Origin of the sequence: Sulfuritalea sp., from assembly GCF_017302275.1 — a bacterium.
Classification (GTDB): domain Bacteria; phylum Pseudomonadota; class Gammaproteobacteria; order Burkholderiales; family Rhodocyclaceae; genus Sulfuritalea.
The window spans coordinates 180,104-204,978 of the sequence record NZ_JAFLDR010000001.1 but is presented as its reverse complement, the minus strand read 5'-3'; the positions used below and the strand labels follow the sequence as shown (position 1 = coordinate 204,978).

20 protein-coding genes are annotated in these 24,875 nt (G+C 57.1%); 10 read left to right on the top strand and 10 right to left on the bottom strand.

The window, feature by feature from the left end; all coding sequences use genetic code 11:
* Positions 1 to 140 precede the first annotated feature (140 nt).
* The 4 genes from J0M27_RS00765 to J0M27_RS00750 form a co-directional block, all read right to left on the bottom strand.
* Positions 141 to 914 (bottom strand): SDR family oxidoreductase, encoded by a 774-nt coding sequence (locus tag J0M27_RS00765; protein WP_294986487.1) that lies wholly within the window; start codon positions 912 to 914, stop codon positions 141 to 143.
* A gap of 125 nt (positions 915 to 1,039) precedes the next feature.
* On the bottom strand, positions 1,040 to 3,064 hold the full coding sequence (locus tag J0M27_RS00760; RefSeq protein WP_294986485.1) for an acetoacetate--CoA ligase: 2,025 nt from the start codon (positions 3,062 to 3,064) through the stop codon (positions 1,040 to 1,042).
* Positions 3,061 to 4,452, bottom strand: coding sequence for an aldehyde dehydrogenase family protein (locus J0M27_RS00755; protein WP_294986483.1), 1,392 nt, complete (start codon positions 4,450 to 4,452; stop codon positions 3,061 to 3,063). The genes J0M27_RS00760 and J0M27_RS00755 overlap by 4 nt, the downstream gene beginning before the upstream one ends.
* Before the next feature lie 35 nt (positions 4,453 to 4,487).
* A complete protein-coding gene (locus J0M27_RS00750) occupies positions 4,488 to 5,318 on the bottom strand; it encodes a 3-keto-5-aminohexanoate cleavage protein (RefSeq protein ID WP_294986481.1) in 831 nt (276 codons plus the stop codon).
* 197 nt (positions 5,319 to 5,515) lie between these two features.
* Between J0M27_RS00750 and accB the strand changes: the two genes are divergently transcribed.
* The 10 genes from accB to J0M27_RS00700 all read left to right on the top strand — a co-directional run bounded on the left by accB (position 5,516) and on the right by J0M27_RS00700 (position 15,885).
* Positions 5,516 to 6,028, top strand: a complete 513-nt coding sequence (accB, locus tag J0M27_RS00745) for an acetyl-CoA carboxylase biotin carboxyl carrier protein (RefSeq protein WP_294986479.1) — start codon at positions 5,516 to 5,518, stop codon at positions 6,026 to 6,028.
* A 10-nt stretch (positions 6,029 to 6,038) separates the two neighbouring features.
* Positions 6,039 to 7,409, top strand: coding sequence for an acetyl-CoA carboxylase biotin carboxylase subunit (accC, locus tag J0M27_RS00740; protein WP_294986477.1), 1,371 nt, complete (start codon positions 6,039 to 6,041; stop codon positions 7,407 to 7,409).
* Positions 7,406 to 8,890 (top strand): pyruvate carboxylase subunit B, encoded by a 1,485-nt coding sequence (locus J0M27_RS00735; protein ID WP_294986475.1) that lies wholly within the window; start codon positions 7,406 to 7,408, stop codon positions 8,888 to 8,890. Before accC ends, J0M27_RS00735 begins: the two co-directional genes overlap by 4 nt.
* 88 nt (positions 8,891 to 8,978) lie before the next feature.
* Positions 8,979 to 10,280 carry an ABC transporter substrate-binding protein gene (locus J0M27_RS00730; protein WP_294986474.1) on the top strand — a complete coding sequence of 434 codons (1,302 nt, stop codon included), beginning with the start codon at positions 8,979 to 8,981 and terminating at the stop codon, positions 10,278 to 10,280.
* A 79-nt stretch (positions 10,281 to 10,359) separates the two neighbouring features.
* The gene (locus tag J0M27_RS00725; RefSeq protein WP_294986472.1) at positions 10,360 to 11,250 is read left to right on the top strand and encodes an ABC transporter permease; all 891 of its coding nucleotides are present in this window, start codon (positions 10,360 to 10,362) and stop codon (positions 11,248 to 11,250) included.
* Between the two features lie 14 nt (positions 11,251 to 11,264).
* A complete protein-coding gene (locus tag J0M27_RS00720; RefSeq protein ID WP_294986470.1) occupies positions 11,265 to 12,062 on the top strand; it encodes an ABC transporter ATP-binding protein in 798 nt (265 codons plus the stop codon).
* Between the two features lie 127 nt (positions 12,063 to 12,189).
* Positions 12,190 to 13,035: an IclR family transcriptional regulator gene (locus J0M27_RS00715; RefSeq protein WP_294986469.1), complete on the top strand. Its 846-nt coding sequence runs from the start codon at positions 12,190 to 12,192 to the stop codon at positions 13,033 to 13,035.
* A 113-nt stretch (positions 13,036 to 13,148) separates the two neighbouring features.
* Entirely contained in the window at positions 13,149 to 14,099 is a 951-nt protein-coding gene (gene bioB / locus J0M27_RS00710; protein WP_294986573.1) for a biotin synthase BioB, read from the top strand.
* 256 nt (positions 14,100 to 14,355) lie between these two features.
* On the top strand, positions 14,356 to 15,075 hold the full coding sequence (locus J0M27_RS00705) for a sulfite exporter TauE/SafE family protein (protein WP_294986467.1): 720 nt from the start codon (positions 14,356 to 14,358) through the stop codon (positions 15,073 to 15,075).
* Between the two features lie 27 nt (positions 15,076 to 15,102).
* Positions 15,103 to 15,885 carry a 3-hydroxybutyrate dehydrogenase gene (locus J0M27_RS00700; RefSeq protein WP_294986465.1) on the top strand — a complete coding sequence of 261 codons (783 nt, stop codon included), beginning with the start codon at positions 15,103 to 15,105 and terminating at the stop codon, positions 15,883 to 15,885.
* A gap of 249 nt (positions 15,886 to 16,134) precedes the next feature.
* Here the strand turns inward: J0M27_RS00700 and J0M27_RS00695 are convergent, their stop codons facing one another.
* The 6 genes from J0M27_RS00695 to J0M27_RS00670 form a co-directional block, all read right to left on the bottom strand.
* Positions 16,135 to 17,865 carry a potassium/proton antiporter gene (locus J0M27_RS00695; protein WP_294986463.1) on the bottom strand — a complete coding sequence of 577 codons (1,731 nt, stop codon included), beginning with the start codon at positions 17,863 to 17,865 and terminating at the stop codon, positions 16,135 to 16,137.
* A gap of 387 nt (positions 17,866 to 18,252) precedes the next feature.
* On the bottom strand, positions 18,253 to 19,110 hold the full coding sequence (locus J0M27_RS00690) for a hypothetical protein (protein WP_294986461.1): 858 nt from the start codon (positions 19,108 to 19,110) through the stop codon (positions 18,253 to 18,255).
* A 447-nt stretch (positions 19,111 to 19,557) separates the two neighbouring features.
* Complete coding sequence (locus J0M27_RS00685) at positions 19,558 to 20,454, bottom strand: hypothetical protein (protein ID WP_294986459.1); 897 nt, start codon at positions 20,452 to 20,454, stop codon at positions 19,558 to 19,560.
* Between the two features lie 434 nt (positions 20,455 to 20,888).
* Positions 20,889 to 21,170: a WGR domain-containing protein gene (locus tag J0M27_RS00680; RefSeq protein ID WP_294986457.1), complete on the bottom strand. Its 282-nt coding sequence runs from the start codon at positions 21,168 to 21,170 to the stop codon at positions 20,889 to 20,891.
* Entirely contained in the window at positions 21,160 to 23,061 is a 1,902-nt protein-coding gene (locus tag J0M27_RS00675) for a tyrosine-type recombinase/integrase (RefSeq protein ID WP_294986455.1), read from the bottom strand. Before J0M27_RS00675 ends, J0M27_RS00680 begins: the two co-directional genes overlap by 11 nt.
* A gap of 266 nt (positions 23,062 to 23,327) precedes the next feature.
* Positions 23,328 to 24,302: a ParM/StbA family protein gene (locus J0M27_RS00670; protein WP_294986453.1), complete on the bottom strand. Its 975-nt coding sequence runs from the start codon at positions 24,300 to 24,302 to the stop codon at positions 23,328 to 23,330.
* Between the last annotated feature and the right edge of the window lie 573 nt (positions 24,303 to 24,875).

Genomic DNA, 24,875 nt, shown 5'->3' with positions numbered 1-24,875 from the left:
GTTTGAAAAATGATTCACCGGCGGATTACGCGTTACAGCGTTCCTACAGGTATTTGTGACCGGCAGCTTGATGATCAGAAACCGGCTTTGGGAAAATTGAACCAATACACGGGGATCGAGGTGGAGGATCGACTTGCAGTTTATGTCTTGAGAAAGCCTCCATCAACGGCAATCATTTCGCCGGTCACGAAAGTTGACATATCTGAAGCGAGATATATTGCGGTGTTTGCTACATCCTCCACCGTCGCAAGTCGACCAAGAGGAAATCGAGCTAGCACCTTGCGGGAAATTTCCGGCGTCATTGCTTTCTTGACCATATTGGTTTCGACTACCCCTGGCGCAATCGCATTCACACGGATGCCGCTCGGACCAAACTCGCGAGAAAGTCCTTTGGTGAGCGCAACCACTGCGGCCTTGCTGGCTCCGTACCAGATATTGCCGATGGCCCCGCCGCCTTTCACGGCCGAAACTGAAGCGATATTGATAATGCTTCCATGTCTTCGTTCAATCATTGAAGGCGCAAACGCCTTCACACAGTTGAAGATGCCAGTGCAATTGACAGCAAACAGGTCATCCCACTCTTCATAAGTTGTATCTAGGCAGGGTCCCATTGTCATCAGACCTGCGTTGTTGATTAAAACGTCGACTGCGCCACGATCACGGAAAATTTTCTGCAATGCCGATCCTATTTGCTGCCTGTTGCGAACATCCATATGAATTGCTGTAGCCCTAGTACCGATATTTCGTGCATGTTCCTGAGCTGCATCGAAGTCGACATCGCTGACGATGACATGGCAGCCTTGTTCTGCAAACTTGCCTGCGAGATGAGCCCCGATACCATGTGCGGCCCCTGTTATTACAACCGTTTTCCCAGCCAAATTTAAGGTCATCGCGTGGTCCTTGTTCTTGTTCAATAAATATGGAGCTATGCGGTTAATGGCATGCACATCAGTTGGATTTCGTGTGGAAAACAGACCTTGGCCATCGATCGTTCAATTACTCATTAGTGCTCGCCAGCGGCGGAATCGCAAAAGCCCGTTCATGCTTGTAACTCAACACGATCTTGAAAGTAGTCCAGTGCCTCTGGGTTTGCCAAGGCTTCTAGGTTGCTTACCGTATTGCCGTTAACTACATTGCGAACAGCCAGCTCGACGAGCTTGCCGTTCTTTGTTCGAGGAATGTCTATGACCTGTACGATCTTCGCTGGCACATGACGTGATGTGGTGTTATCGCGAATCATTGCCTTGATGCGCCGCTCCAGTGATTCGTTAAGAGACAAGCTGTCACGCAATTTAACGAACAGAACGATCCTAACGTCGCCGCTATTACCCGGTGGCCAGTCTTGGCCGATGACGATGGATTCAACCACTTCGTGGAGCTTTTCCACCTGGCGGTAGATTTCGGCAGTGCCGATGCGCACGCCACCTGGGTTTAGCGTCGCGTCCGAACGGCCATAGATGATGAAGCCATTGTGTGTCGTGACCTCGGCGAAATCGCCGTGACACCAGATCGTCTTTGGCAAATTCGGGAAGCGTTCGAAATAGGCGGCGCGGTACTTCGCGCCACTCTCGTCTTTCCAGAAGCCGATCGGCATCGCCGGAAAGCTTCGGGTACACACTAGTTCGCCCTTTTTGCCGCGCACGGGATTTCCGTCGTCGTCAAAGACGTCAACCGCCATGCCGAGCCCGGCACACTGTATTTCGCCGCGATGCACGGGGCCATTTGGGTTGCCATTGACGAAGCAGGAAATGATGTCAGTACCACCAGATACCGAGGCAAGCTGGATGCCAGCTTTGATGTTGGCATAGACATAATCAAAGCCCTCCGCAACCAGCGGGCTGCCGGTCGAGAACACAGCGCGCAGGGAATCCAGCCTATGCGTCTGGAACGGCTTGAGATTGATCTTGGCGATGGCGTCGATGAACTTCGCCGAGGTCCCGAAATGGGTCATCCGCTCAGCATCGGCGTAGTCGAACAGGATGTTTCCGCTGCCCACAAAGGGGGAGCCATCATAGAGTAGCAGCGTGGCGCCCGAAGCCAAACCTGTCACCAGCCAGTTCCACATCATCCAGCCGCAGGTTGTGAAATAGAACAGCCGGTCGCCGGCTCTCACGTCGCCATGCAACTGGTGTTCCTTTAAATGTTGCAGCAGCACGCCTCCGGCACAATGCAGAATGCACTTTGGCACCCCGGTGGTGCCCGAGGAGTACATGATGTACAGCGGATGGGCGAAAGGCAGTCGTTCGAAGTGGATCTTTCGCTGGCCGGCGAAGGGGGAAAGGAAATCCGCAAGCCAGACGGCATCCCTGATCCCGGCAATCTCGCCGCTTCCGGCATAGGGAACGACGACGACGCGCTCCAGTGAGGGCAGGCGTGCAGAGATTTCGCCAAGTTTATCTAGGCAGCCGATGACCTTGCCGTTGTACCAATAGCCATCACAGGCGAAGAGGACCTTTGGCTCGATCTGGCCGAAGCGATCGAGCATGCCCTGAACGCCGAAATCCGGCGAGGCGGAGGAGAAGATGGCGCCGATCGAGGCCGTGGCCAGCATCGCCACCACGGTGGCGGGTAGGTTCGGCAGGTAGGCGGCGACGCGGTCACCTTTGACCACCCCCATCGCGCGCAGGGCGGCAGCAGTCTGCGCCACGGCGGTGTATAGCTCGGCGTGGCTGACCCGACGCTTTACCTTGTCTTCTCCCCAGAACACCAGCACATCACCCTTGATCGGGCGGCAGAGCACGTTCTCGGCGAAGTTCAGGCGCGCCTCGGGGAACCAGTTCGCCCCAAGCATCTTATCGCGGTCGATGACGACCTTTGTACCCATTTCGCCGACGACCGTGCCAAATTCCCAGACCGAGGTCCAGAACTCGTCAGGATGATCGATCGACCAAGCATGCTGGCTTGAATAGTCGGCGCTGGCGAGACGGCGATGCCAGCGTTTGTCGACCGTCTTCATGAAGGCCGTGAGGCGTGTAGCGGCGATACGTTCGGCCGAGGGCAACCAGATCGGTGCAGGGAGCGAATCCGTCGACATGCTGCCCGATTTCGGATCCAGTTTGTTCACGGTGCGCCGACCTTGGCGAAAAATGCGCCAAAAATGTCTTCTTCGTTCGGGACCCTTTCGGGGATCGGCCGCGAGACACGCGTGATGTTCAGATAGTGGCGGTAGTTCATGTTTTCCGAGAAATTGTTTCCGCCCCACGTGCCGCAACCCATTGACAGAGAAAATGGCAGTCCGTTGTCGAAGCTGCCACCCGTGGCGATGCAATGCGCCTGGTTGAGAATCACGCGCGAGACCGGTAGTGTCAGCCCGAGTTGCAGTGCCCGCTCCGGCAATGCGCTGTGTAGTCCGACCGAATGTCCGGCCCCCTGCCAAGCGTAAATCTGCTCGACGATGCGCGACGCGTCGTCGAAATCACGCGCGGTATAGATCGTCAGCACCGGGCTCAACTTCTCCCCGGAGAAGGGAAAATCGGGACCGACGCCAGTTTCTTCGACCATCAGTATGCGCGGACTGGTCGCCGCTACCTCAGCGAATCCGGCGCTCTCGGCAATCACTCGTGCAGATTTACCCGTCACCGCCGCCGAAAGCTTCTGCTCCGGCCACATTAATTTTTGCAGCGCCGTCTTCTGTGTCTCGCTAAGCAATACCGCACCGCGCTTTGCCAGTGCCGCAAGCATCTTGTCGCGCACGGCCTCGACGATCACCAAGCTGTTTTCCGACGAACAGCTGGTGGCATTGTCGAAGGTCTTCGATCGCAGCACACGCTCCGCAGCGGCATCGAGGTCAGCGGTCTCATCGACGATGCCGGCCACGTTGCCGGCGCCGACGCCGAAGGCTGGCGTGCCGCAGGTGTATGCCGCACGTACGTTCGCCTGTGAGCCGGTGGCGACCACCAGATCACACTGGCGCATCAGTTCGGCAGTTGATTGTTTGCTTATGGGTGTCGGCAGCAGTTGCACGAGATCGCGCGGCGCCCCGATGCGGTCAAATTGATCATGAATGAATGTGATCAGGCGATCCGCCGTGCTCCAGCCCTTGGGCGAAGGGGCCACAATCACCGCGTTGCGCCCCTTCAGCGCGTTGATGATCTTGTTGGCCGGTGTCGCACCGGGGTTGGTGGATGGCGTAATGGCACAGACCACGCCCACCGGCCGCGCAATCTCGATAAGCCCAAGCGCGGGATTCTCCGCGATCACGCCGACCGATTTCGCGCCGGCAAGATCGCGCAGCAGGCCCAGCGTCTTGCGATAGTTCTTTCGGAACTTGTCCTCGACATCGCCAATTCCCGTATCGGCGACGGACAATTCGGCCAGTTCCCGGTTGCGCGCCGGCTCCATGATCGCCCACCCGGCGGCGGCGACTGCAATGTCGACTTGCTCCTGCGACCAAGTTTCATATACCCGCTGAGCGTTGCGCACTTTTGCCACCAGCATGCTTATCTCTTCCACGAACACTCCTTTTGTCTCGACTTCACTATTTGGGCTCACGCGGCTGGCAGATTCAGGATGGCCCTGGCTTCGGCCGGCGTGGCAGGATGGCGACCATATTCTTCACAGGCGTCCGCCACCTTGCGAACTAGTTCGGCATTACTCGCAGCGAGTCGATCCGGTGAAAACTTGATGTTGTCCTCGAGTCCTGTACGCACATGCCCACCCGCTTCAAGACACCATTTATTGACTTCCCACTGATGGCGTCCGGTACCCGCGGCCACCCATGTCGCATCCGGAAGTACCTCTGCGAGTTCTGCACGCAGGAAGTCGAAGACGCTGCGACGAGCCGGTAGCGCATTGACGATACCAAGTACGAACTGAACATGAAGAGGCCCCCTGATCAGCCCCTTCTTCGCCAGATTGGCGGCGTTGTAAAGCATGGCTAGATCGAATACCTCTATTTCGGGCTTAATCTCAAACTCAAGCATGGACTTCGCAAACCCTTCGACAACCTCAGGCGCGTTCTCGTAAATCCCATTTGGAAAGTTGACCGAACCCGTTGCGAGGGATGCCATATCTGGTCGCAGGTAAAGCATTGAAGCCCGCGCGGCCTGGTCTCGCCCGCGGCCACCGGTCGAGAATTGCACAATCATTCCCGGGCAATGCTTTCGAACACCTTCTTGGACTTGAGCAAAAAGGTCCGGATCGGAACTGGGATTTTCGTCTCTATCACGAACGTGGATATGCACCAAAGAGGCGCCACTTTCGTAGGCCTCGTGAGTCGATTCAATCTGCTCCATCGGTGTCACCGGAACCGCCGGCGTGTCTTTCTTTCGGGGCAAGGCACCGGTGATTGCCGCAGTGATGATGACGGGTTTGCTCATGTTCGATCCTTCCATGAATGGATTACAACGATTGCCAAAGTGGCTCCTAACTTTCATCAGGTGATCAACTTTATTTCGAAATTCTATTGCAATCGCCAAGGAGTTGTGTGAATATTTCGTTATGTGCCATTTAAATGTCGCTGAATGAAATATGAATTCGCGATATCTGCTTACCTATTTCGCAAAGGGAAGACCAAGTGAGCAACGGAAAGATAGATTTTCAGGACGTATTGCATCTCGTCGAACTAATAAAATCATCATCAAACTTCAGCGAGATTCGTCTGCGTACGGGCAATCTCGAAGTCGAACTGCGACGCGACAGCCACTCACCGCTGGAGAAGGTATTAACGAACCGATCTATCCCGGCAGCGCTCTCCGAGCCATCGGTGATTGATGATCATGCCGGCAATGAAGGCAAGTCTTCCGGGCCTACCCCCGTCGAAGTCGCACCAAGGGTGCCGACCAAGGGCCATTCAGTGATTAGGTCCCCGATGGTCGGGACTGTCTACCACGCGCCGGAACCGGGGGCTGCGCCATTTGTCACCGTCGGACAGTCGGTATCCCCCGGTGACCAGATCTGCATCATCGAAGTAATGAAACTGTTGACCGCCATCAAGGCCGAGTGCCACGGAGTAGTCACAGAAATATTGGTCGCAGATGCAGAGATGGTCGAGCATGGCCAAGAACTCTTTGTCATCGCCGGCCGCTGAGGATTAGCCGATGAAGAATCCAACACGCCCAATTCGCCGGGTGCTTATCGCCAATCGCGGCGAAATCGCTGTGCGCATTCAGCGAGCTTGTCGCGAACTCGGCATCGAGGTGGTGCAGGTCTACTCCGAAGCCGATCGTAATTCAATGGCCGTGCAACTCGCCGACCACGCCGTCTGCATTGGCGCGGCGCGCTCCAGCGAGAGTTATCTCAAAGCAGATACGGTAATAGAAGCCGCAACAGCATTTAATGCTGATGCAATCCATCCTGGCTACGGCTTCTTGTCCGAAAGCGCGTCTTTTGCGAGACTTTGCGAGCAGCGAGACGTCATATTCATTGGACCGCCGAGCGATGTAATCGCAACGATGGGAGACAAGGCATCTGCTCGTGCGATGGCGTTGGCGTCAGGAATGCCGATAACCCCGGGCTCTTCGGGCATCGTCACTTCGGCCGACGACGCACTAGCAATCGCCGAGACGATAGGCTATCCAGTCATCCTGAAGGCTGTCGCGGGCGGGGGCGGACGCGGACTGCGTATAGTCGAACACAAGACCACTCTTACCGGACATTTTGATGATGCGTCGCGGGAAGCGAAAGCGGCTTTCGGCGACGGCTCAATGTATCTGGAGAAATATCTCGTCAACATCCGGCATGTCGAAATTCAGATTCTGTCGGACGGGGACAACGTTTTGCACCTCGGCGAGCGTGACTGTTCTTCGCAACGGCGGAATCAGAAGCTGGTCGAGGAAAGTCCCTCGCCAGGTTTGTCTGCAGCCATGCGCGCCGCTATGGGAGAGTCTGCGGTGAGTCTATGTCGGCATGTGGGTTACCGCAGCGCAGGCACAATCGAGTGCATTGTCGATCCGGTCGGCAAAAACTTCTATTTCATGGAGATGAATACACGCGTCCAGGTCGAACATCCGGTGACTGAAGCCGTCACTGGCATCGACATCGTCAAGGAGCAGATCCGCATCGCCCAAGGGGAACGTCTTGCAATAAAGCAGCCCGACGTACACCTGCGCGGCCACTCGATCGAATGCCGCATCAACGCCGAAGATCCTGATCGTGACTTTGCACCCAGCCCCGGTCTGCTAAGTCAGTTGCACTTCCCGGGAGGGCCGGGGGTGCGCGTCGATTCACACGCGTACGCCGGTTATACAGTACCACCCAATTACGATTCCTTGATCGCGAAACTCATCTGCTGGGGTAGCGATCGCGACGAGGCGTTAGCCCGCATGCAGCGCGCGCTAGCCGAATTGCGCGTCGAAGGCGTAAAGACTACGGCACCCTTCCTCGCGCGCCTACTTGCCAGCGACACATTCAGACAGGGCTCGGTACACACGCGGTTCGTCGAACAATTCATTCAGGAGTCAGCCAAATGAACGTCAGCTCTCAGGGACTTTCGGTTGGGGACGGTGACAGACACTACGGCCTGGTTGACGTCACTTTGCGCGACGCCCATCAGTGCCTGTGGTCGACTCGCATGACCACATCGGCAATGACGCCGATACTCACGCGAATCGACGCAGTCGGCTATGAGTACATCAACATCCTCGGTGGCGCCGTATTCGATGTACAGGTGCGCTTCCTGCACGAAAATCCCTGGGAACGCGTCGGCCTGCTGTGCGAACGCTTGCGTACTCCCTGCGACGGACTGACTCGCGGGCAGAGCCTCTATACCTTCGAACTGTTCCCAGATGACATCATCGAGCTAAATTCAAAGGTGCTGGCGCGCCGTGGCCTGAAGGTGCTCACAGTGTACGACGCCCTGAACGACAACCGCAACATCGAATCTTCAGTACGGTCTGCCCACGAGGCCGGGATGCTGGTGAACGCGATGATGACCTATACATTATCGCCCGTACACACCGATGACTACTACGTGGAGCGCGCGCGCGAACTGGTTGCCCTGCAATCCGACTTCATATCCGTTAAGGATCCAACCGGACTGCTGACGCCGGAGCGTGCAAAAACACTTTTCCCGGCGCTGCTCGCAGCCGCGGACGGAATTCCGCTGCAATTGCACATGCACTGCCAGTCAGGCCTGGCAACGCAGGTCCATGAAGTGGCCATACAAAGTGGCTTTCGCTATGGACATACCGCCTCAGAGCCTCTGGCGAACGGAGCCTCCCATCCTGCAACCGAAGAAATAGACGATCGCGCGCGTGCATTGGGTTTCGCCACGGGTATCGATCGAGGCGCGCTAGCCGACGTGAGCGCATATTTCGGCATTCTTGCCGAACGTGAAGGCAGGCCTCGCGGCAAGGTCCAGGCCTATGACGCTGCGCTATACGAGCACCAAGTGCCGGGCGGAATGATCTCCAACCTGCGCTCACAGCTTGCCACCATGCGCATGGAGCACCGCTTGCCCGAGATTCTCGAAGAGGCTGCACGCGTGCGCAAGGACCTCGGGTACCCGATACTGGTGAGCCCCTTCGCGCAGTACATTGTCACGCAGTCAGTGCTCAACGTCGTTCAGGGCGAGCGTTACAAAACGATTCCAGACGAGGTGCGCAAGTACGCTATGGGCTTCTATGGACGGCTTGCCGCCCAGCCCTCCGAGGAATTCCTGGCTAAGGCCGGGATCGATAGGAATGAGATCTTGACGACTCGTGCAGGAGCCGATCTGGAGCCGGCGCTCCCTAGACTACGTCGGGAGTTGGGCGCCTCGGTTTCCGACGAGGATATTCTGCTGGCAGCCTTCTATGACCGAAGCCTGCTTGATCCTTTAAAGGTTAAACCCGTACCGTATCGATTCACTACGACTCCTCTAATGGAGCTGATGCTATTTCTGGAGTCGCGCACCGACGTGCGCCAGGCGCGTGTCAAATTTTGCGACACTGAAATCTCCCTGACGGCCTGAGTGGGAATATCCGTACGAACGAAAGCGCTGAAACCAGACCTGTAGTGTTGCTACGACAAGTTCTCTCAACAACAACGAAGGAGATAGCATGAACAAAGGAGACAGCATGAAAAGCGCCCGACTTCATAGTCCAATGCGCCGCCAACTCATTGCAACAGCGGCGGCAGCAATGCTACTTGGCGTGACGGGCGCACAAGCGGCCGGGGGGGCAACTGATTGGGGTTGGCCAACGCCGTACGAAAAGGTGTCGGACAAGTCGGTAAAGTGGCTGAAGGATAAGGGCTGGTGGCCAATTCAGGTTGCGTTTCAGGCACCGTGGTCGGGGCAGAACACGGTCAACATCGTGATGGACCGGATGGGGCTTCTTAAGCAGCGTGGCGTCGATGCCAATTGGACTGCTTTTGCTTCTGGCCCGGCAATTAATGAGGTATTGATTTCGGGCCGCTATCAGGTTGGCAACGGAGGTAACTTTCCATTTACGACGCTAGTAGATAGAAAAATTCCGGTGAAGGCTATTGCGATGGTGAGCCCCAACCTCATGCATGCGCTGGTTGTCCCAAAGGACTCGCCGGTCAAGTCCATCAAGGATCTCAAAGGAATGAGTCCGCCTGCGGTTATCGGGCTAGTCACCGGATCATCTGCTGAATTCTATATCCAGATGGCTGCGCAAGTGAATGGCCTCGAGATTGGCAAGGATTTGATCCTGAAGAATATGCCACCCGGCGAACAGATGAGCTTGCCGCGTGGTATCACCGGCGTCGTTTCATGGGACCCGGGTCCGGCAATGATGGTAAATGAGCGCAAGACCGGCCGTATCGTAGACAGCATATTCCCTTACAACATGTACGAAGGGCAGTTCTACCTGCGCGATGAACTTATCGAAAACGTCCCAGATGTAGTTCAAGCTTTCTCCGACGCCTTTGCCGAGGCCACGTTATGGATACGCCTCAATCCGGAAAAGGCGGTCACGCTAATGGCCGAAGATCCGAATCTGAAAAACTACTCCAAGGAAATACTGTTGCAGCAAGTAAAGGCCTACAACATCCTATACAAGCCTACTCACATTTTTCCGCATGGCGAGTTCTACGGGAAGGTTTGCGAACCGATATACAAATGGCTGTATTCAGCCAAGCGGACCACGCGACCGCTCAGCGCTGCCGACTTCACAGCTGCTGTCGACGAGCGATTCATGCGTAAGACCTTCGGCAAGCTGGGCTGGGCGATCCCCAAGCAGCCACCGTTCTTGCCGCCTGGCTGGAGCGGAAAACCTGATCAGCCGCCCTACCCTGATTACATAACCGTCCTGAATGCCAAAGATCCGCAGCCATTTCCAGAGGCAGGTGACCTGACGGCGTCCTGGACCTTCGGCGGACGGACTTACCAACCCTGATCGCTGGCTCGCTACGGCCGATTTGGGTCGACCGTAGCGAGAGTCTCACAGAACAAGAATAGAATATTTAGGGGGATACATGGAAGAGCTTGACAACATAACGCGCGCCTTCGCCAATACGGGGACATCATCTGTCGATGCCGTGCATAAGTCCGCGGGAAACTCGCGTCCGACAGTTACGTTACCTTTGCCACCCGGAGTCGGCGCAGTCATGTTGGCTCGTTTAAGGCGACTAGCGCTCCCGATATTGTTGGTCGCCGCCTGGCAAATAGTCAGCAAGCTAGTCCTTGACGATACAACCAGGGCACTTTTGCCTGCCCCCACGGTTGTAGCGGTCGCCGCCTGGGAACTGGTGTCATCTGGAGAGTTATTTCGCCACCTCGCGGATTCATTGAGGCGGGAGTTCATTGCATTCTCTTGGTCGTTGGTTGCAATTCCCGTGGGCGTTGCCATGGGATGGTGGAAGTCGGTCAATGAGCAACTCGATTCCCTTGTCGAAATCCTGCGGCCTATTCCTCCCCTAGCGTGGATTCCGCTGTCGATATTATGGTTCGGCATCGGCGACATACAGAACCAGTTCATCATATTTCTGGGCATTTTCTTTCCCATTCTGCTCAATACAATTACTGGCGTAAAGGGCGTCGATTTGAATCTGGTGCGAGCCGCGCGCTGCTTGGGCGCCGGAGAAGGCGACGTGTTGCGTCGGGTGGTCCTTCTCGCTGCTTTGCCGCAGATCGTTACCGGCATACGTATTGGGCTCGGAGTGGGGTGGATGGCGCTCGTCGCCGCTGAGCTCGTCGGAGCGAGTTCAGGTCTCGGCTTTCTGATTAACGATGCGCGTACGTTGCTACGAACCGATATCGTTATCGTCGGAATGATCACAATTGGCTTAGTCGGCCTTGTATTGGACCTGTTGATCCGTGAAATTAGCCACCGCCTGTTGCCGTGGTCACGGTCATTGCATCGCTAGACAAGGAGCCAGAAATGAGCGAAGTCAATATTCGGAACGTGACCAAGATCTATCCAGGGCATGGTGCGAAAGACGCGCCGGTACTGGCCCTCGACGATATCAGCGTAGACATCGCTGACAAGGAGTTTTGTTCGATTGTAGGCCACAGCGGTTGTGGCAAGACGACTCTGCTGAACATGTTGGCGGGATTCGAACAGCCAACGGCCGGAAACATAAAGGTGCATGGGGAAGCAGTAGGACGGCCAACGTGGCAGAGGGCCATGGTATTCCAGGATTACGCCCTGTTTCCATGGCTCACCGTCGAACAAAACATTTCATTCGGCCTAGAGATGAAACAGGTGGATATCGAAAAGCGTCGGACGATAATCGACGAGCAGATCCGCCTCGTCGGTCTCGTCGGCTTCGAGAAGCGTTATCCGCACCAGTTGTCGGGCGGAATGAAGCAACGCGTTTCGATCGCGCGGGCGCTATCGGTCAACCCTGAAGTTCTGCTAATGGACGAACCCTTCGCGGCGTTGGACGCACAGAACCGCGCAGTCATGCAACAGGAAATGGGGCGCCTACTGGCCCAGACAGACACTGCTGTGCGTAAGACGATGGTGCTGGTCACTCATAGCATCGAAGAAGCAATCCTTCTTTCGGACCGTATCATTGTTCTTTCCAGTCGCCCTGGACGCATCAAGGAGATTATGAAGGTCGACCTGCCACGCCCTCGTGACGAAGACGACCCCCGCTTTATCGCTTTGCGGCACCGCCTGCGCGAGCTCATCAATGAAGAAGTGGAAGATGAAGAAGTGGAAGCGAAGGCATGATTCGTAGCGTTCGACTAACTAGGCAATCGGCTACCCGAAACTGTTCCCGGCGTACTTATAGGCACTTGGTCTTTTATTTTAGGGACCGGGTTGCTCTTATTCGTAACCCGACCTTCTAGGAGTACCAATGACACCGACGCCTACCAATTCGGAAACGAACACATCCATCGCTTTGCGTGCATTCGCGATGCTAGAAGCGATAGTCAATGCGCCAGGACCGATGTCGCTCGACGAACTCACGTCCGAACTGAAACTGCCAAAGCCAACGGTGTTTCGAATCGTCACCATGCTGAAGGAAGCCGATCTGCTTCTTCGGGAATCCGCCGGCAAACGGTATGTGGCCGGCCCCCGACTACTCTCCTTCGGCATCGACATGTGGCGCAGCAATACTCTACGAGTGCAATGGCATCGAGCACTGGAAGACACCGTAGCGGAATGCGGCGAGTGCTGCAACTTGACCTTACTTGAGGGAAACCAGGTGCTCTACATTGACAGAGTGGAAACCAGTCATCCTCTCCGATTGCATCTGGATCCGGGAACCCGGGTACCTCTTCACTGCACCGCAAGCGGCAAGCTGTTCCTAAGTCAGATGAGCCCCGAAGATGCGAAACGCACGTTGGGTGACGAACCCTATGAACGCTTCACATCCAAGACCATTGTAAGTTTCGGAAAGCTTCAGCTTGATCTCGAAAAGGTGCGCAAGACTGGAGTTGGCACCCACGACTCTGAGCTTTTCAACGATTCGGTTGCAATAGCGGTCCCAGTGCTCGGGCGAAAAGGAGAAATTGTCGCCGCCGTTGCCATGCATGCACCTTCCTCCCGCGCAAGCATTGATACCTGTCTGGGATTCATAGACAGCCTGCGGAAGGCAGCATCCACCATATCTTCTACGATGTCACCGGTCGCTGATACTAGCAGTGACGCAGTTACCGGCCTTACACAAAAGGCTTCGCGCGCTGCGAAACGTGCATAGATTCAGCTGTGGCACTTAATCAAGGGAAAACGCTAATGTCGCAATCAGATCTGACAATGAAGGACGTCACCACGGCGCCTCCGCCGATGTTGAATCTGTCCGATAACGACAAGATGACCGTTGGTGAAACTTGGCCAATCAGGGACGTCAACGCACTCTTTGAACTTCCGCTGAACGAGTTGATGTTTCGCGCGCAGCAGATACATCGCGTCCATTTCGATCCGACCGAGGTCGAATTGGCAACGCTGCTATCCATCAAGTCCGGTGGTTGTGAGGAAGACTGTGGCTACTGTCCACAGTCGGCACGCCACGCCACCGGTCTAGTCGCGAAAAAGCTGCTATCAACTGAAGAAGTACTGAACGCGGCGCGAGCCGCGAAAAACAGTGGTGCCACTCGATTTTGCATGGGGGCAGCTTGGCGTGAGCCAAAGGATCGCGACATGGGAAAGATCGAAGAAATGGTCAGCCAGGTGAGCGCACTTGGCCTGGAAACCTGCGCGACGCTCGGTATGCTAAAGGATGACCAGGCGAGGCGTCTGAAGAACGCAGGACTCGACTACTACAATCACAATCTCGACACGGCGCCCGAGTTCTACGGCAATGTTATTTCCACACGTCAATACTCCGACCGACTCGATACACTCGGTCGGGTGCGCGAAGCCGGCCTAAAGGTTTGCTGCGGTGGAATCGTCGGGATGGGTGAATCTAGACTCCAACGTGCGGGCCTGATTGCCCAGTTGGCGAACTTGAACCCCTACCCAGAGTCGGTGCCGATTAACCATCTTGTTCAGGTTGAAGGTACGCCTTTGCATGGGCTTGCTCCGCTCGATCCGCTGGAGTTCGTGCGAACCATAGCTGTGGCGCGTATCACAATGCCGAAGGCGCGGGTAAGGCTTTCTGCCGGCAGACGCGAGATGGGCGATACGGTGCAGGCGATGTGCTTTTTGGCGGGCGCCAACTCGATTTTTTACGGAGATAAACTGTTGACCACAGATAACCCGAATGCTGCCGAAGATCTAGCCTTACTGGCCAGACTGGGTCTGCGTGCGCGTGAAGTCGCTTAGATCGTACCGGTAAACGACGAGTCTCGGCAAGAGGCGACAGCTTTGATCGTCGGCGTACTAGCCTGCTTGCCATGGACATAATCCGGCGCACGTCCGTTAAATAGGGGAGTAAATTGCAGTCTTGGTCCGGTAATCGCTATTTCAAGTCTATCGCCGATAGAGACCAGTACCAACCAGTACCGTCTTCATCCACCAGATCCACTATGAGGTTGGAAGTGAATCCCGATACACGAGTGCCGCGACAGGTTGAATGCAAATGTCCGCGGTGATAGCCGGAAGCATCGCGGTTGCAGCGATTGGGGGTGTGATCCGGGGTGCAACCGGATTCGGCGGCGCCATGGTGATGACACCGACAATGTCCCTGCTGCTTGGCCCAATTCCTGCCGTGGTCATCGCCCTGCTGCTAGAAACGTTTGCGGCATTCAAGATGATTCCAACTGCGGTGCGGACGGCCAACTGGAGCACGATCGCACCGATCGGCGCCGCCGCGTGTATGACCGCGCCCCTCGGTGGTTACCTCTTGATGACGCTCGATCCGCAGCTAATGCGGCGCGCTATTGCGGCAACCGTAGTGGTGTTTTCGTTGTTGCTGCTCGCCGGACTGCGATATCGAGGTACGCAGCGGGTGGGAACGTCAATTGCGCTTGGCGCTTTGAGCGGTGTGCTGGTTGGAGCCACGAGTGTCGGTGCGCCTCCGGTGATCGTCTACTTGCTGGCCAGTTCAGACCGGTCTGAAGTAACGCGTGCCAATTTGACGCTGTTCGTAACAATTATTTCCCTGGCTGCCCTAATAGTGATGACCTGGAACGGCATGCTAGACCGAACCAACGCGCTGAGGGCATTAGCGCTTAGCCCTTGTTATTTTGGCGGCGTGTGGCTAGGCAACCACCTATTCGGCCGTGTCAACGCTTCCGTGATGCGGCTGTGGACGCTGATATTCCTTGTGATCGTTTCGGCAACGGTGCTGGCACTCTGACTTGTACCATCCCATTGGGGAAAATCGATGAATCTTGATAATCGGGTAGCTGTAGTAACCGGTGCAGGCAGTGGTATTGGCGCCTCGATTGCGCGAGCCTTCGCGCGCCAGGGCGCGCGGGTCGGGATCGCAGATCTGGATCTGGGGTCGGCCGAAGAGGTCGCTGCGGAACTTCGTGCTGAAGGCAGTCAGGCTGTAGCGGTGAAGATGGATGTCACCGACGAGACGCAGGTTCGCGCGGGGGTGGATTCTGTGGTCGCTGCCTTTGGTGGAGTCGATATTCTGGTCAGCAACGCCGGATTCCAACATCTCGATACGATCGCCGACGTGTCCTTCGAAAATTGGAAACGCATCCTCGCCGTGCATCTTGACGGAGGCTTTCTGACAACTCGCGAGTGCTTGCGTCATATGTATCGACAAGAGCGCGGCGGCGCGATCATCCTGATGGGGTCGGTGCACTCCAAAGAAGCCTCGGTAAGCAAGGGCCCGTATGTGGTTGCCAAACATGGGCTGCTTGGATTGTGCCGGACTGTAGCCAAGGAAGGAGCGGCACATGGGGTAAGAGCCAATCTGATTTGCCCGGGCTTTGTACGCACGCCGCTTGTCGAAAATCAGATCCCAGAACTCGCAACGCGAATGGGAATGAGTGAATCGGAAGTAATTCGCGAGGTGATCCTGAGGACGACTGTTGATGGCGAATTTACAACCAGTACGGACATCGCTGAAGTCGCAGTCTTTCTAGCAGCCTTCCCTTCTACCGCACTGACTGGCCAATCAATCAACGTCAGCCATGGTTGGAACATGGCTTAACGAACGGCCGCTTCCGAATTTGAATGTCTGGCACCAATGGCCGCTTCCATTTTGCTCCACTGACCGGATTGGGCACCGATGCGACCGTCGCCTTCCACAATTCATTGCCAAAATGCGGCCTGTGAGATTTCACTTCCTGGAAGCGGTCGGTTGTTACTGATTGCTCAATGCCCAGACAGTCATACCGCCATCGCTATGGCGAAGGGACGTGCAAGGGCTCCGCGATGTCGATCAATGCAACCTAACAATTTAGTGACTCTTCGACATCTTGAGACCGACGGAGGCGACGCGGTTGCCGCTTACCGCACGCACCGTGAGCTCCATGCTTCCAATCCCGACGCGGTCGCCGACCACCGGACGACGGCCCAGTCGCTTCGCCAACAGTTCGCCAATGCTGCCCTCAGATTCGGCAGCGTCGAGTTCCATGCCATAGGTCGCAGCAAGTGCGGCCGCCGAGGAGTCGGCGTCGAGCACGAATTCGCCGAAGAAGTTGCGCACCGCGAGGTGGTCGCTTTGCTCCTGGCGACCAAATAGCGCTGTGAGGTTTTCGACCTGTTCGGGCGAGGCCAGCAACCAGACGACATCGTCAGCCTTGAGTGCTGTCGCGCTGGGCGCCAACAAGGGACGCCCCCGACGCACCAGGGCGGCGCAGCGCACGGGCCGGCCGCGCAGATCCGTGAGCGAGCTCGGCAACATGCCGATGGCCAGTGACTGCGTCTCGACACGGAAGGCGACCAGCGCCAGCACGGTTTCCCGTCCGATCCAAACCTCTTTCGATTCGAGCGGTTCGGCGCTATGGGGAACTTCCACATTCAGTCGGCGCGCGGCCCACGGCACTGTGGCGCCTTGCACCAGCAGCGAAAACAGCACCACGGCAAAGGTGACGTCGAACAGCAGGCGCGACTCCGGAATACCCGCCATGACCGGGAACACGGCCAGCACGATGGGTACTGCGCCACGCAGGCCGACCCATGAGATATAGGCGATTTCCCGATTGGGAAAGCGGAATGGCTTCAGCGTCACGGCGACCACCAGCGGTCGCGCGACGAAGGTCAGGAACAGCGCGACGGCGAGCGACTCCCAGAAATAATTGACCAGATGCGAAGGCGTCACCAGCAGGCCGAGCAGCAGGAACATGCCGGCCTGCGCCAGCCAGGCCATGCCGTCCATCACCTTCAGCACGTGTGAGGTGGCGCGCGTGCGCTGGTTGCCGACGATCACACCGGCAAGATAAATCGCAAGGAAGCCGCTGCCGCCGAGTTGGTTGGTGGCGGCGAATACCGTCAGGCCGCCCGAGACGATCAACAAGGCGTAAAGCCCCTCGGCCAGGCGCACGCGCCGCAGCAACTCGGCAAGCAAGCGCCCAGCGCCGATGCCGAGTGCGGCGCCGATCACGAACTGCGTTACCAGTTGCAGAAGGACACCCTCCGGCGTGGACACGCCGGTGCCGGCGATGATGCCTACCAGCACCGTAACCAGCAGGATAGCCATCGGATCATTGGCGCCGGATTCGATTTCCAGCGTTGCGCCGACGCGCTCGTTGAGACGCACGCCGCTGTGGCGCAAGAGATTGAAGACGGCGGCGGCATCGGTCGAACCGACGATGGACCCCATCAGGAGTCCGTAGCGCCAGTCCACGCCGAGCAGCCAGGTACAGAAGGCGCCCAGCAGCGCGGCGGTGGCAATCACGCCCCAGGTGGCGAGTGCCGTCGCCGGCCAAAGCGCGACGCGAAAGGTGGAGATGCGCGTGCGCAGGCCGCCATCGAGCAGGATGATCGCCAGCGCCAGATTGCCGACAAAAAACGAGGCACCGAAATCGTCGAAGCGGATGCCGCCGGGACCATCTTCGCCGGCCAGCATGCCGACGACAAGAAAGATCAGCAGGAAGGGAAGGCCGAGGCGCGCCGACAGGGTACTGGCCAGCACGCCGAGGAACAACAAGACGCCCGACAGCAGCAGCAGGGTATTGACTTGTTCCACGTCAGAAGGCTCTTGGGGCTTGGGAATGTTGGCGGTATTGCATGGTGGTAACGACGAAAATTCTTTCGACCAATGGTAGCTTATCTGCGCTGCCGCTCTCGGTCAGGTCCGCACTATCCATCTACCTGGGCACTGAAGTGTCATTGCGACACGAAGATTGACGCCTCGTACCACCGGTAGACCGGACAATTGATCGCTTCAATTGTGTTTAACAGCGTTGCCCGCTTCTGCCGAGTCGAAGCAGTCGACGTCAATTTGCTCGCTGTAATCCGGACATTCAGCGGCGGCAGATGGCGCCTCGCTTTTAGAAATTGGATGACTACCTTGACCGGCCGGTAATGGCCGGTTGTACTCAGTGGCCACCGGCAGCTTCGGCGAACCCAATTGTCACTGCACCGACTCATCAATATCAGTCGAACAGCGGCTGAGAATACGCTTCCAACCATTTCGAGCTGCTACGGCTTCGCCAAGAATGTCGAGATACTCTTCGCCGTCGACGCGGTCATCCCCGGGTAATGGTTTCAGCGCCAATTCCGCCAATAGTTTTTGTCGATGTTTCTGATCAACACCCAGTTCGAGAATCCGGCTGTAAGCCTCGCAGGCATAGGCGAAGGTTTCGCGCTTCCGAAACTCGATCTCGAGCAACCATTCCCTGCGACGTGAGGACGGCAGCCCCAGGGTTTCGCGCTTGCAGTTGTGAAAAACATGCGCGGCCTCGTGAAGTACGTAGTCCTCGAAGTGGTTCTTGGTATGGAAATAGTCAGTCGAGACATAGCAGGTGGTTCCAATACCGAGCCCGAGAAGCTGGGGGGCATCCTCCGCAAGTAGTTCCACCGAGCAGCTTGCCAGATAAAGGTTCGCCAGGTCCCATGCCGTGCCGAGCCAGGTCATCTCTCGAAGAACCGATACGATATTTTCTTGCGTCAGGAACACGACCGAGCGCTCAAGCACGGACAGCACGATCTCCTGCTCGGACCGCGGGAAGAGTCCCTTCACCATTGCGCCGAACTTCTGCCGCGAAAACTGATGGATATCCATGCCATCGGGGATAGCCAGTCCTCGCTGGTGCTCCGTCCGCCGCAATACCTCGGCAATGAGTGCGTCTCGAAGGCTTGCAGTACCGATCCGTGACTTGTCGAGGACACCGTTTCCGGGCCAGGCAAAAAACATCGGATCGTGCTCGCCGGTCTTCAGATAGGCTTGAATTGCGTCGTCGGGTCTCACATCCATGGGCGATAGGTTCAAGAATTGTTGCGGAATCGCAAACGATAGGGAACTTGTTGCTGTCGCGCAAATAGAGACGACAGCGTTGCCCGAAATTGGCGTGTATGTCATTCATGATAACTGCCATTATCAAGAATGCGATTTTTCTGCGATAACTTCGGGGTCGGTGTATCAGGTAGCCGTGGCGCCAATTAAAACAGCGTGTTGCTATCGGCCGCAGCCTAAGATGAGAGGATTGCAGCGCACGCTGAGACTCGACTTCTAAGATGAGAGGATTGCAGCGCACGCTGAGACTCGACTTCTAGTGCTGGCTCGGGTTTAGAGGGTGTCTAGCCAGAAACCGCGCCAGTACTTATTCTTCGAGGTGTCCCGCGAAATGCGCGCGAGGAATGGTTGAGTTCGACGATGGCTGCGGATATGGTGAAAACCACCATCAAGCACAAACTGGCCAGCCGGCCAGTTTGTGCTCTAAAAGCGAGGTAGCTGTATCCGATTGAAGGATTCCGGCACATGAATCCGCTCAACGTCCTCAAGCAGTACCGCGCGAATTGCATCGAGCGCAAATACTTGCTTGACCTCACCCCAGGTTGCGCCAATGCCGGTGTAGTCCCGGACCAGCAGGAACTTGGTCTTGACCGCCTTCATGGCCCGTAGCACGGCCGGATAGTCGTCCCCCAGGACCGGCTTGATTTGAACCGTGATGCCGACCGCCTCTTCGCACCCGGCCACGACGTCGCCCTGGCCGCCCGAATGCTTGCTCTCCGCAACGAGTGACCAGTGATGGTCAACCCGGTAGACGACATCGGCGCCGATCTCCTCGAAGCGCAGCCCCCTCACTGCCACCGGGTTTTCGAGAACACCGTCGTGCGGAGTCCCCGTGTATATCGCGAGGCGCCCTCGTTCACGCCATGCCGTCTTGTTCTTCTGGATTCGAGCACGCGCCTCGTCCACCGCAGCCTCAATTTTGCTGGCCATGCTGGGGAAGGCTGAGTACTGGTTCTGCGCGAACTTGACGGCGTCGGCTTCGCGCCTGGCAAACTCGTTCTCGAACAGGATGTTGAGGTCGAGGCCCTCCAGGTGCACCCACGTCGCCATGCCGGGCGTGACCGCCAGGGCGAATTGCATCTGGAACTCGCGCTTGAGAAAGCGGTTCTGCAGTGCATTGTGGTCAGGGGTGCGCGACGGCTCACCGTAGTGCGCGACGATGTAGTTGAGCACCATCGGGTACTGGTTCTTCAGCTTCTCGCCCATTGTCGCTCGAAGCCACGTCACGTAATCTGGGTCAGTCAGCAGGATTTCGACCGGCTGGTCCTTGTACTTGCCAAAGGGAATTGTCTGGCCGGCCGCCGCCTGTTCGAACAGCACTGCTTGCTTCCCTGCATTCATAGCCGTACTCCAGCCCGTGCAAAGACATTGACTATAGGGGACTAATGCCGCTGTTGGCAAGACAGTGGAATGCCAATACAGTCTTGACACTCCGAGGGGTTCTGTGCAAAGCAAATGGAATATCAAACGTCTGGTTAGGTCCCAGACCACGACGACTGACGCACCCCCGGAATCTCATCTTGGCGTGCAGAAATCCGTAAAACTCTCAAGTTAGCGCGCACCCGGTCAGGAATTGCGCTGTGTGACTGACGGCATGCTGCCGACTCACAGTCGACTGCCAGCGCATCATGAATTATGCGGGTTGAGAACTGTCGACCGCTAGAGCACTTTCAGAGAACAATCTTCCTTGGTGCAGATTGCATCAGTCGACCGTCAGAGTACTTCCAGTCGACGTGGCGGTAATGAGGATGAAGTCAGTCGACCGCCAGAGAACCTGTGCCGCTGAACACGGCCGATGAATGCGGCGGAGCGGGCGACCGATCCGATACGGGAACATACCCGCGCCGCGCCCGGGTCCTTTCGATCCGCTGGAATTCGCGAAGGGCCGAGTCCTGATCCAGAAAAATCTGCTGTTTGATCCCGCCGCGCCGATTGTGCAGGCCAAACCATCGGCGATACAGGATGAATGCGCCAAACAGATCGCGCTCCAGCGTCAGGACGTATCCGCGGCTGCGGGTGGTGAATTCAACTCGCACGGCTTTCCTCCCTGTCCGCTATCTCCAGCCATAGCCGTTCCTCATCGGATTCGGTGTAGATGCTGGTCGTGGTCACGCTCGCGTGTCCCAGGAGCTTCTGGATCAGATTGACAGGTACGCCCGACGATCCCAGGTGGCTTCCACAGGAATGGCGCAACCAATGAACGGAAGCGCGTTCGAAGGCTCTGGCGTCGTTCGCCTTGCCCAATGCATGGAGGGTGTGAGCCGCATCTTGAAACAGTCCCCGAATGGCCTTGTATAGCCCGCTGGACGAGATTGCTTCGTTGTTGCCCACCCTGGTGATCAGCGCGGTGTCAGGAGGGTTTGCCAGTGGATCTGCATCCAGACCGCGACCCTCAAGAAACTCGCGCAGCAGGGCGATGATCCGATCCGAAACTGGAACGGCACGCCATTTGCCGCCTTTGCCGAGAACCTTCAGCATCCACCGAACCCCCGTGCCATCCCGGAGCGGCATGGTGTAGAGCCTGCCAGTCTTCGCGTCCACCAGCTCCGACAGCCGCAGCCCGGTGGCATGGGCGAAGGGCAGGGCGAACCGAAGGCGCCCGGTGTGATCGGTCTGCGCCATGCCGTGCAGATGATCCATGAGGAACCGCCACTGGGCCACCGAGAAGACCCGCGTGAGCTCGATGTTGTCGGGAGCTTCCCGCTGCACGACGAGTGTCTTGCCGACCGCATCCCATGGATTGAACGCGCAATACTGAACACGGACCAGCCATTCAAAAAGACTTCCAAGAATGGTGATTGCATGCTTCACGCTGGAGGCTGACAGTGCGCCGTCAAACGGCCGCCAGTCAGCGCTGAATCGTGGCGTATTTCTGGGCGCTATCCAGTGGGATTGCTGGATGGTGAATGCCCATTGATCGGGGTGGTTGCGCCCCAGCAGGGACAACCAGTCCCGATAGCCGGTGCAGTCATCGACGGACAAATCGGAAAGCGCTTTTCCGCGCTCGATGATGGCCCACAGCAGCATTCGCTCGGCTTCCTTGCGGTAGGCCCGCTGCGTGTTCCTGTTCCCCGACTTGGTAGCCAGCCAGGCATGTATCGCCTGAAGATCGTTTTCAGCTTCGATGCGAGGTCGTCCCGGCCACCTGTTCGAGCCAGACGTGCCGTCGACGTTTTCCGGAACGGAAAAAGCCTCGATGGGCACGATGGCCGTCTGTGGAGGGCGCTGCCCCAGGCGAACGGGCACCGACAGGCTTCGAAGCGGAGATAAGGCATGGTCAGGCAATGAACCGAGCGCCAATTCATAGCCGCGAAGCCATTGCACGACACGTGCCGCGCCTTTCTCACCCAACCTGGGCACGGTCATCCACCATCGATAACCCTTGCGATGGATGCGACCCATCAATGCGTCGATGGTGGGGATATCGGCGAGTATCAGCCGGTCGGCGACCGCACCGTCGAACCAGGCGGAGACCAGATCGCCTGGCACCGGGTCGGTAGCGAGGAGCTGCTCAACCCACACCAGGGCCCCAATCTGGCGACCGATAAGTTTCTGCCGCTGCCGCGATTTCTTGTCCGCCGCCTGAGGGTAGGTTTCCAGAAAGAGCCGAATCAGCTCGTCTTCGTTATAGAAGCCGCTCGGATCCCGGTCCGCCTGAAAATCTTCAAGCGCAGGAATCTCGACGGGAATGTCAGGCTGCGATCTGGATAGCGGCAGACGCAGCAATCTGGCTTCACCATGTCTGCCATGTCGCAACGCGGCTTGCCGAATGGTGTCCTGAATCCACGTCAGGGTGCTCCTGGCTAGGCGCAGGTCCAGACCGGTTTCCAGATAGCGGTCTGCCAGTGTCTTGAGTGCGAGCCCCTGTAACCAGCCTCGATAAAACGCCAGGTGATGACGGCCAAGTTTTCGGTCGAGGTCAGCCATCGCCTACAAGCCGCCCCCCAGTCGCTTGGCTATTGCGTGTACCTTGCCCAGAGATGACTCGCTACCGGCACTGACTGCGTGATCGTCTTTGACATCGACTGCGGGAGCGGCGTGATCCGGAGAAGCCAGCCCTCCACTCATGGCGGCGACACCAATCGTGGCCAGCACGCGAACCCGCTCCGCTCTCAGTCTCGATGGGACGTTGAATAGAGCCGCATAGAGCTCCGGGCACCCTTCCGTCACGGTAAGAAGGATGCGGATCGATTTCACAAGGAGGCCCCCATGAGCCAGAAGCCGCGAGCGTTCGAGAAGACCGGATCCTTCGTGGTTACGACGGTCAATTGAGCGAACGCGGCGCCCAGCGCCTCCTTGAAGAAGGTCGCGCCGCCACCTACCAGGAGAACCCTGTCTACGGATTCACTTTCCTTGCGCAGCGACTTCTGGATCGATTCGACGACAACGGGAGCCACCTTCCTGGATGCCTGCTCGATGTACGGACCCAGATCCACGCGCTTGCCCAGTACAAGAACCTCGGCCTTGCCGCCACGAATCGCGTTCTCAAGCTTTTCCGTACTGACGTTGGAGCCATAGTCCTTGGCGATCAGACGGGAAGCCTCCTCGAGAACGACGGAAGAAGCCTCCAGGCTGGTACCCGACGACTGGCGATGGAGGTCTGAGTCGGCAATGACCACCCAGTCGACCGAGAAAAACCCTGGATCGATGACGAGCACACGAGCACCCTCAATATTGGCGTCACCGCCGGCAATGAAATCCAGGAATCCCCCAACGGGTTGCGGAATGACTTTGACGGCATCAACCGAGACGGAGCGCTTCGGCGTGACCTGGTGGCTACCCTTCATCTGCTCCGCGATGGCATGACGTCGTTTCTCGTCGAGGTACTGGGATACCGGCAAGCCGGTGACCAGCATATCGACGTGATCAACCTCGGAGAGCAAGAGGCCTGCGTGAAAAAGCGCCTGGTAGGACGCGCTGGATGGGTAGTCGGCATGAAGCGATCGACTCCACATTTCTGCCCGGTCGGGTGCGACGCCGGCAATGAAGGGCTCCCCGTTCACCTGCACATGCAGAAAATCGTCCTGGGCTTTCCCGTCAAAACGCGAACTGAAGCGATCAGCCGGCGCCGCCCCGGCCGGGCGCAGCAGTGTTTTGGGCGTCGCGCCTTTTTCGCCATACGCGAGCTTCAGATTGGAATACCCGATGTCAATACCAAGAATGTTCAAGTCGACCTCCTGTCTACCGCTAGACCAAAAAATTTCAAATGCCACAAATGAGTGGCGACGCAGTGCACCGCCAGTCGACTGTCAGAGAACAATCAAAGAAATTTCGATGGTTGATTGATGTCTGTCGACCGCTAGTACACCGACTGGAAACATAGCAAGCGCTTCCCAAGAAACGAGGGTAAAAAGCGCACAAAGCGTGCGCTTTTCACCCTCGTTTTTGATTCCATATTTGGTAGTGTCGCGAGCGGTTGCTTGCGGTAACGACGCTGTGTCTCATCATTCGAAAGAAGGCTGCGGCCTGGCTCTCAGAAAGAACCGGCGGTCGAATGAGCTGATGAATCAGGGAGAGCGAACGGAGCGAACGGACGGCAAATCGCTCCTATGAATACGCCATCCACTGAGGATCATTCCGCGATCGATGGGGCGACGCTACTAATAGGAGCGATCAGGTATTCGAAAGTAGTGGTCAGGCGTTGGCGGCTTGATGCGTCTTGGATGGAGAAGAAATCGGGATGAGCGAACAGGGGGTCAATCGCTCCTGATTATTGGCGTTTCGCGTGATTGACGCGGGCA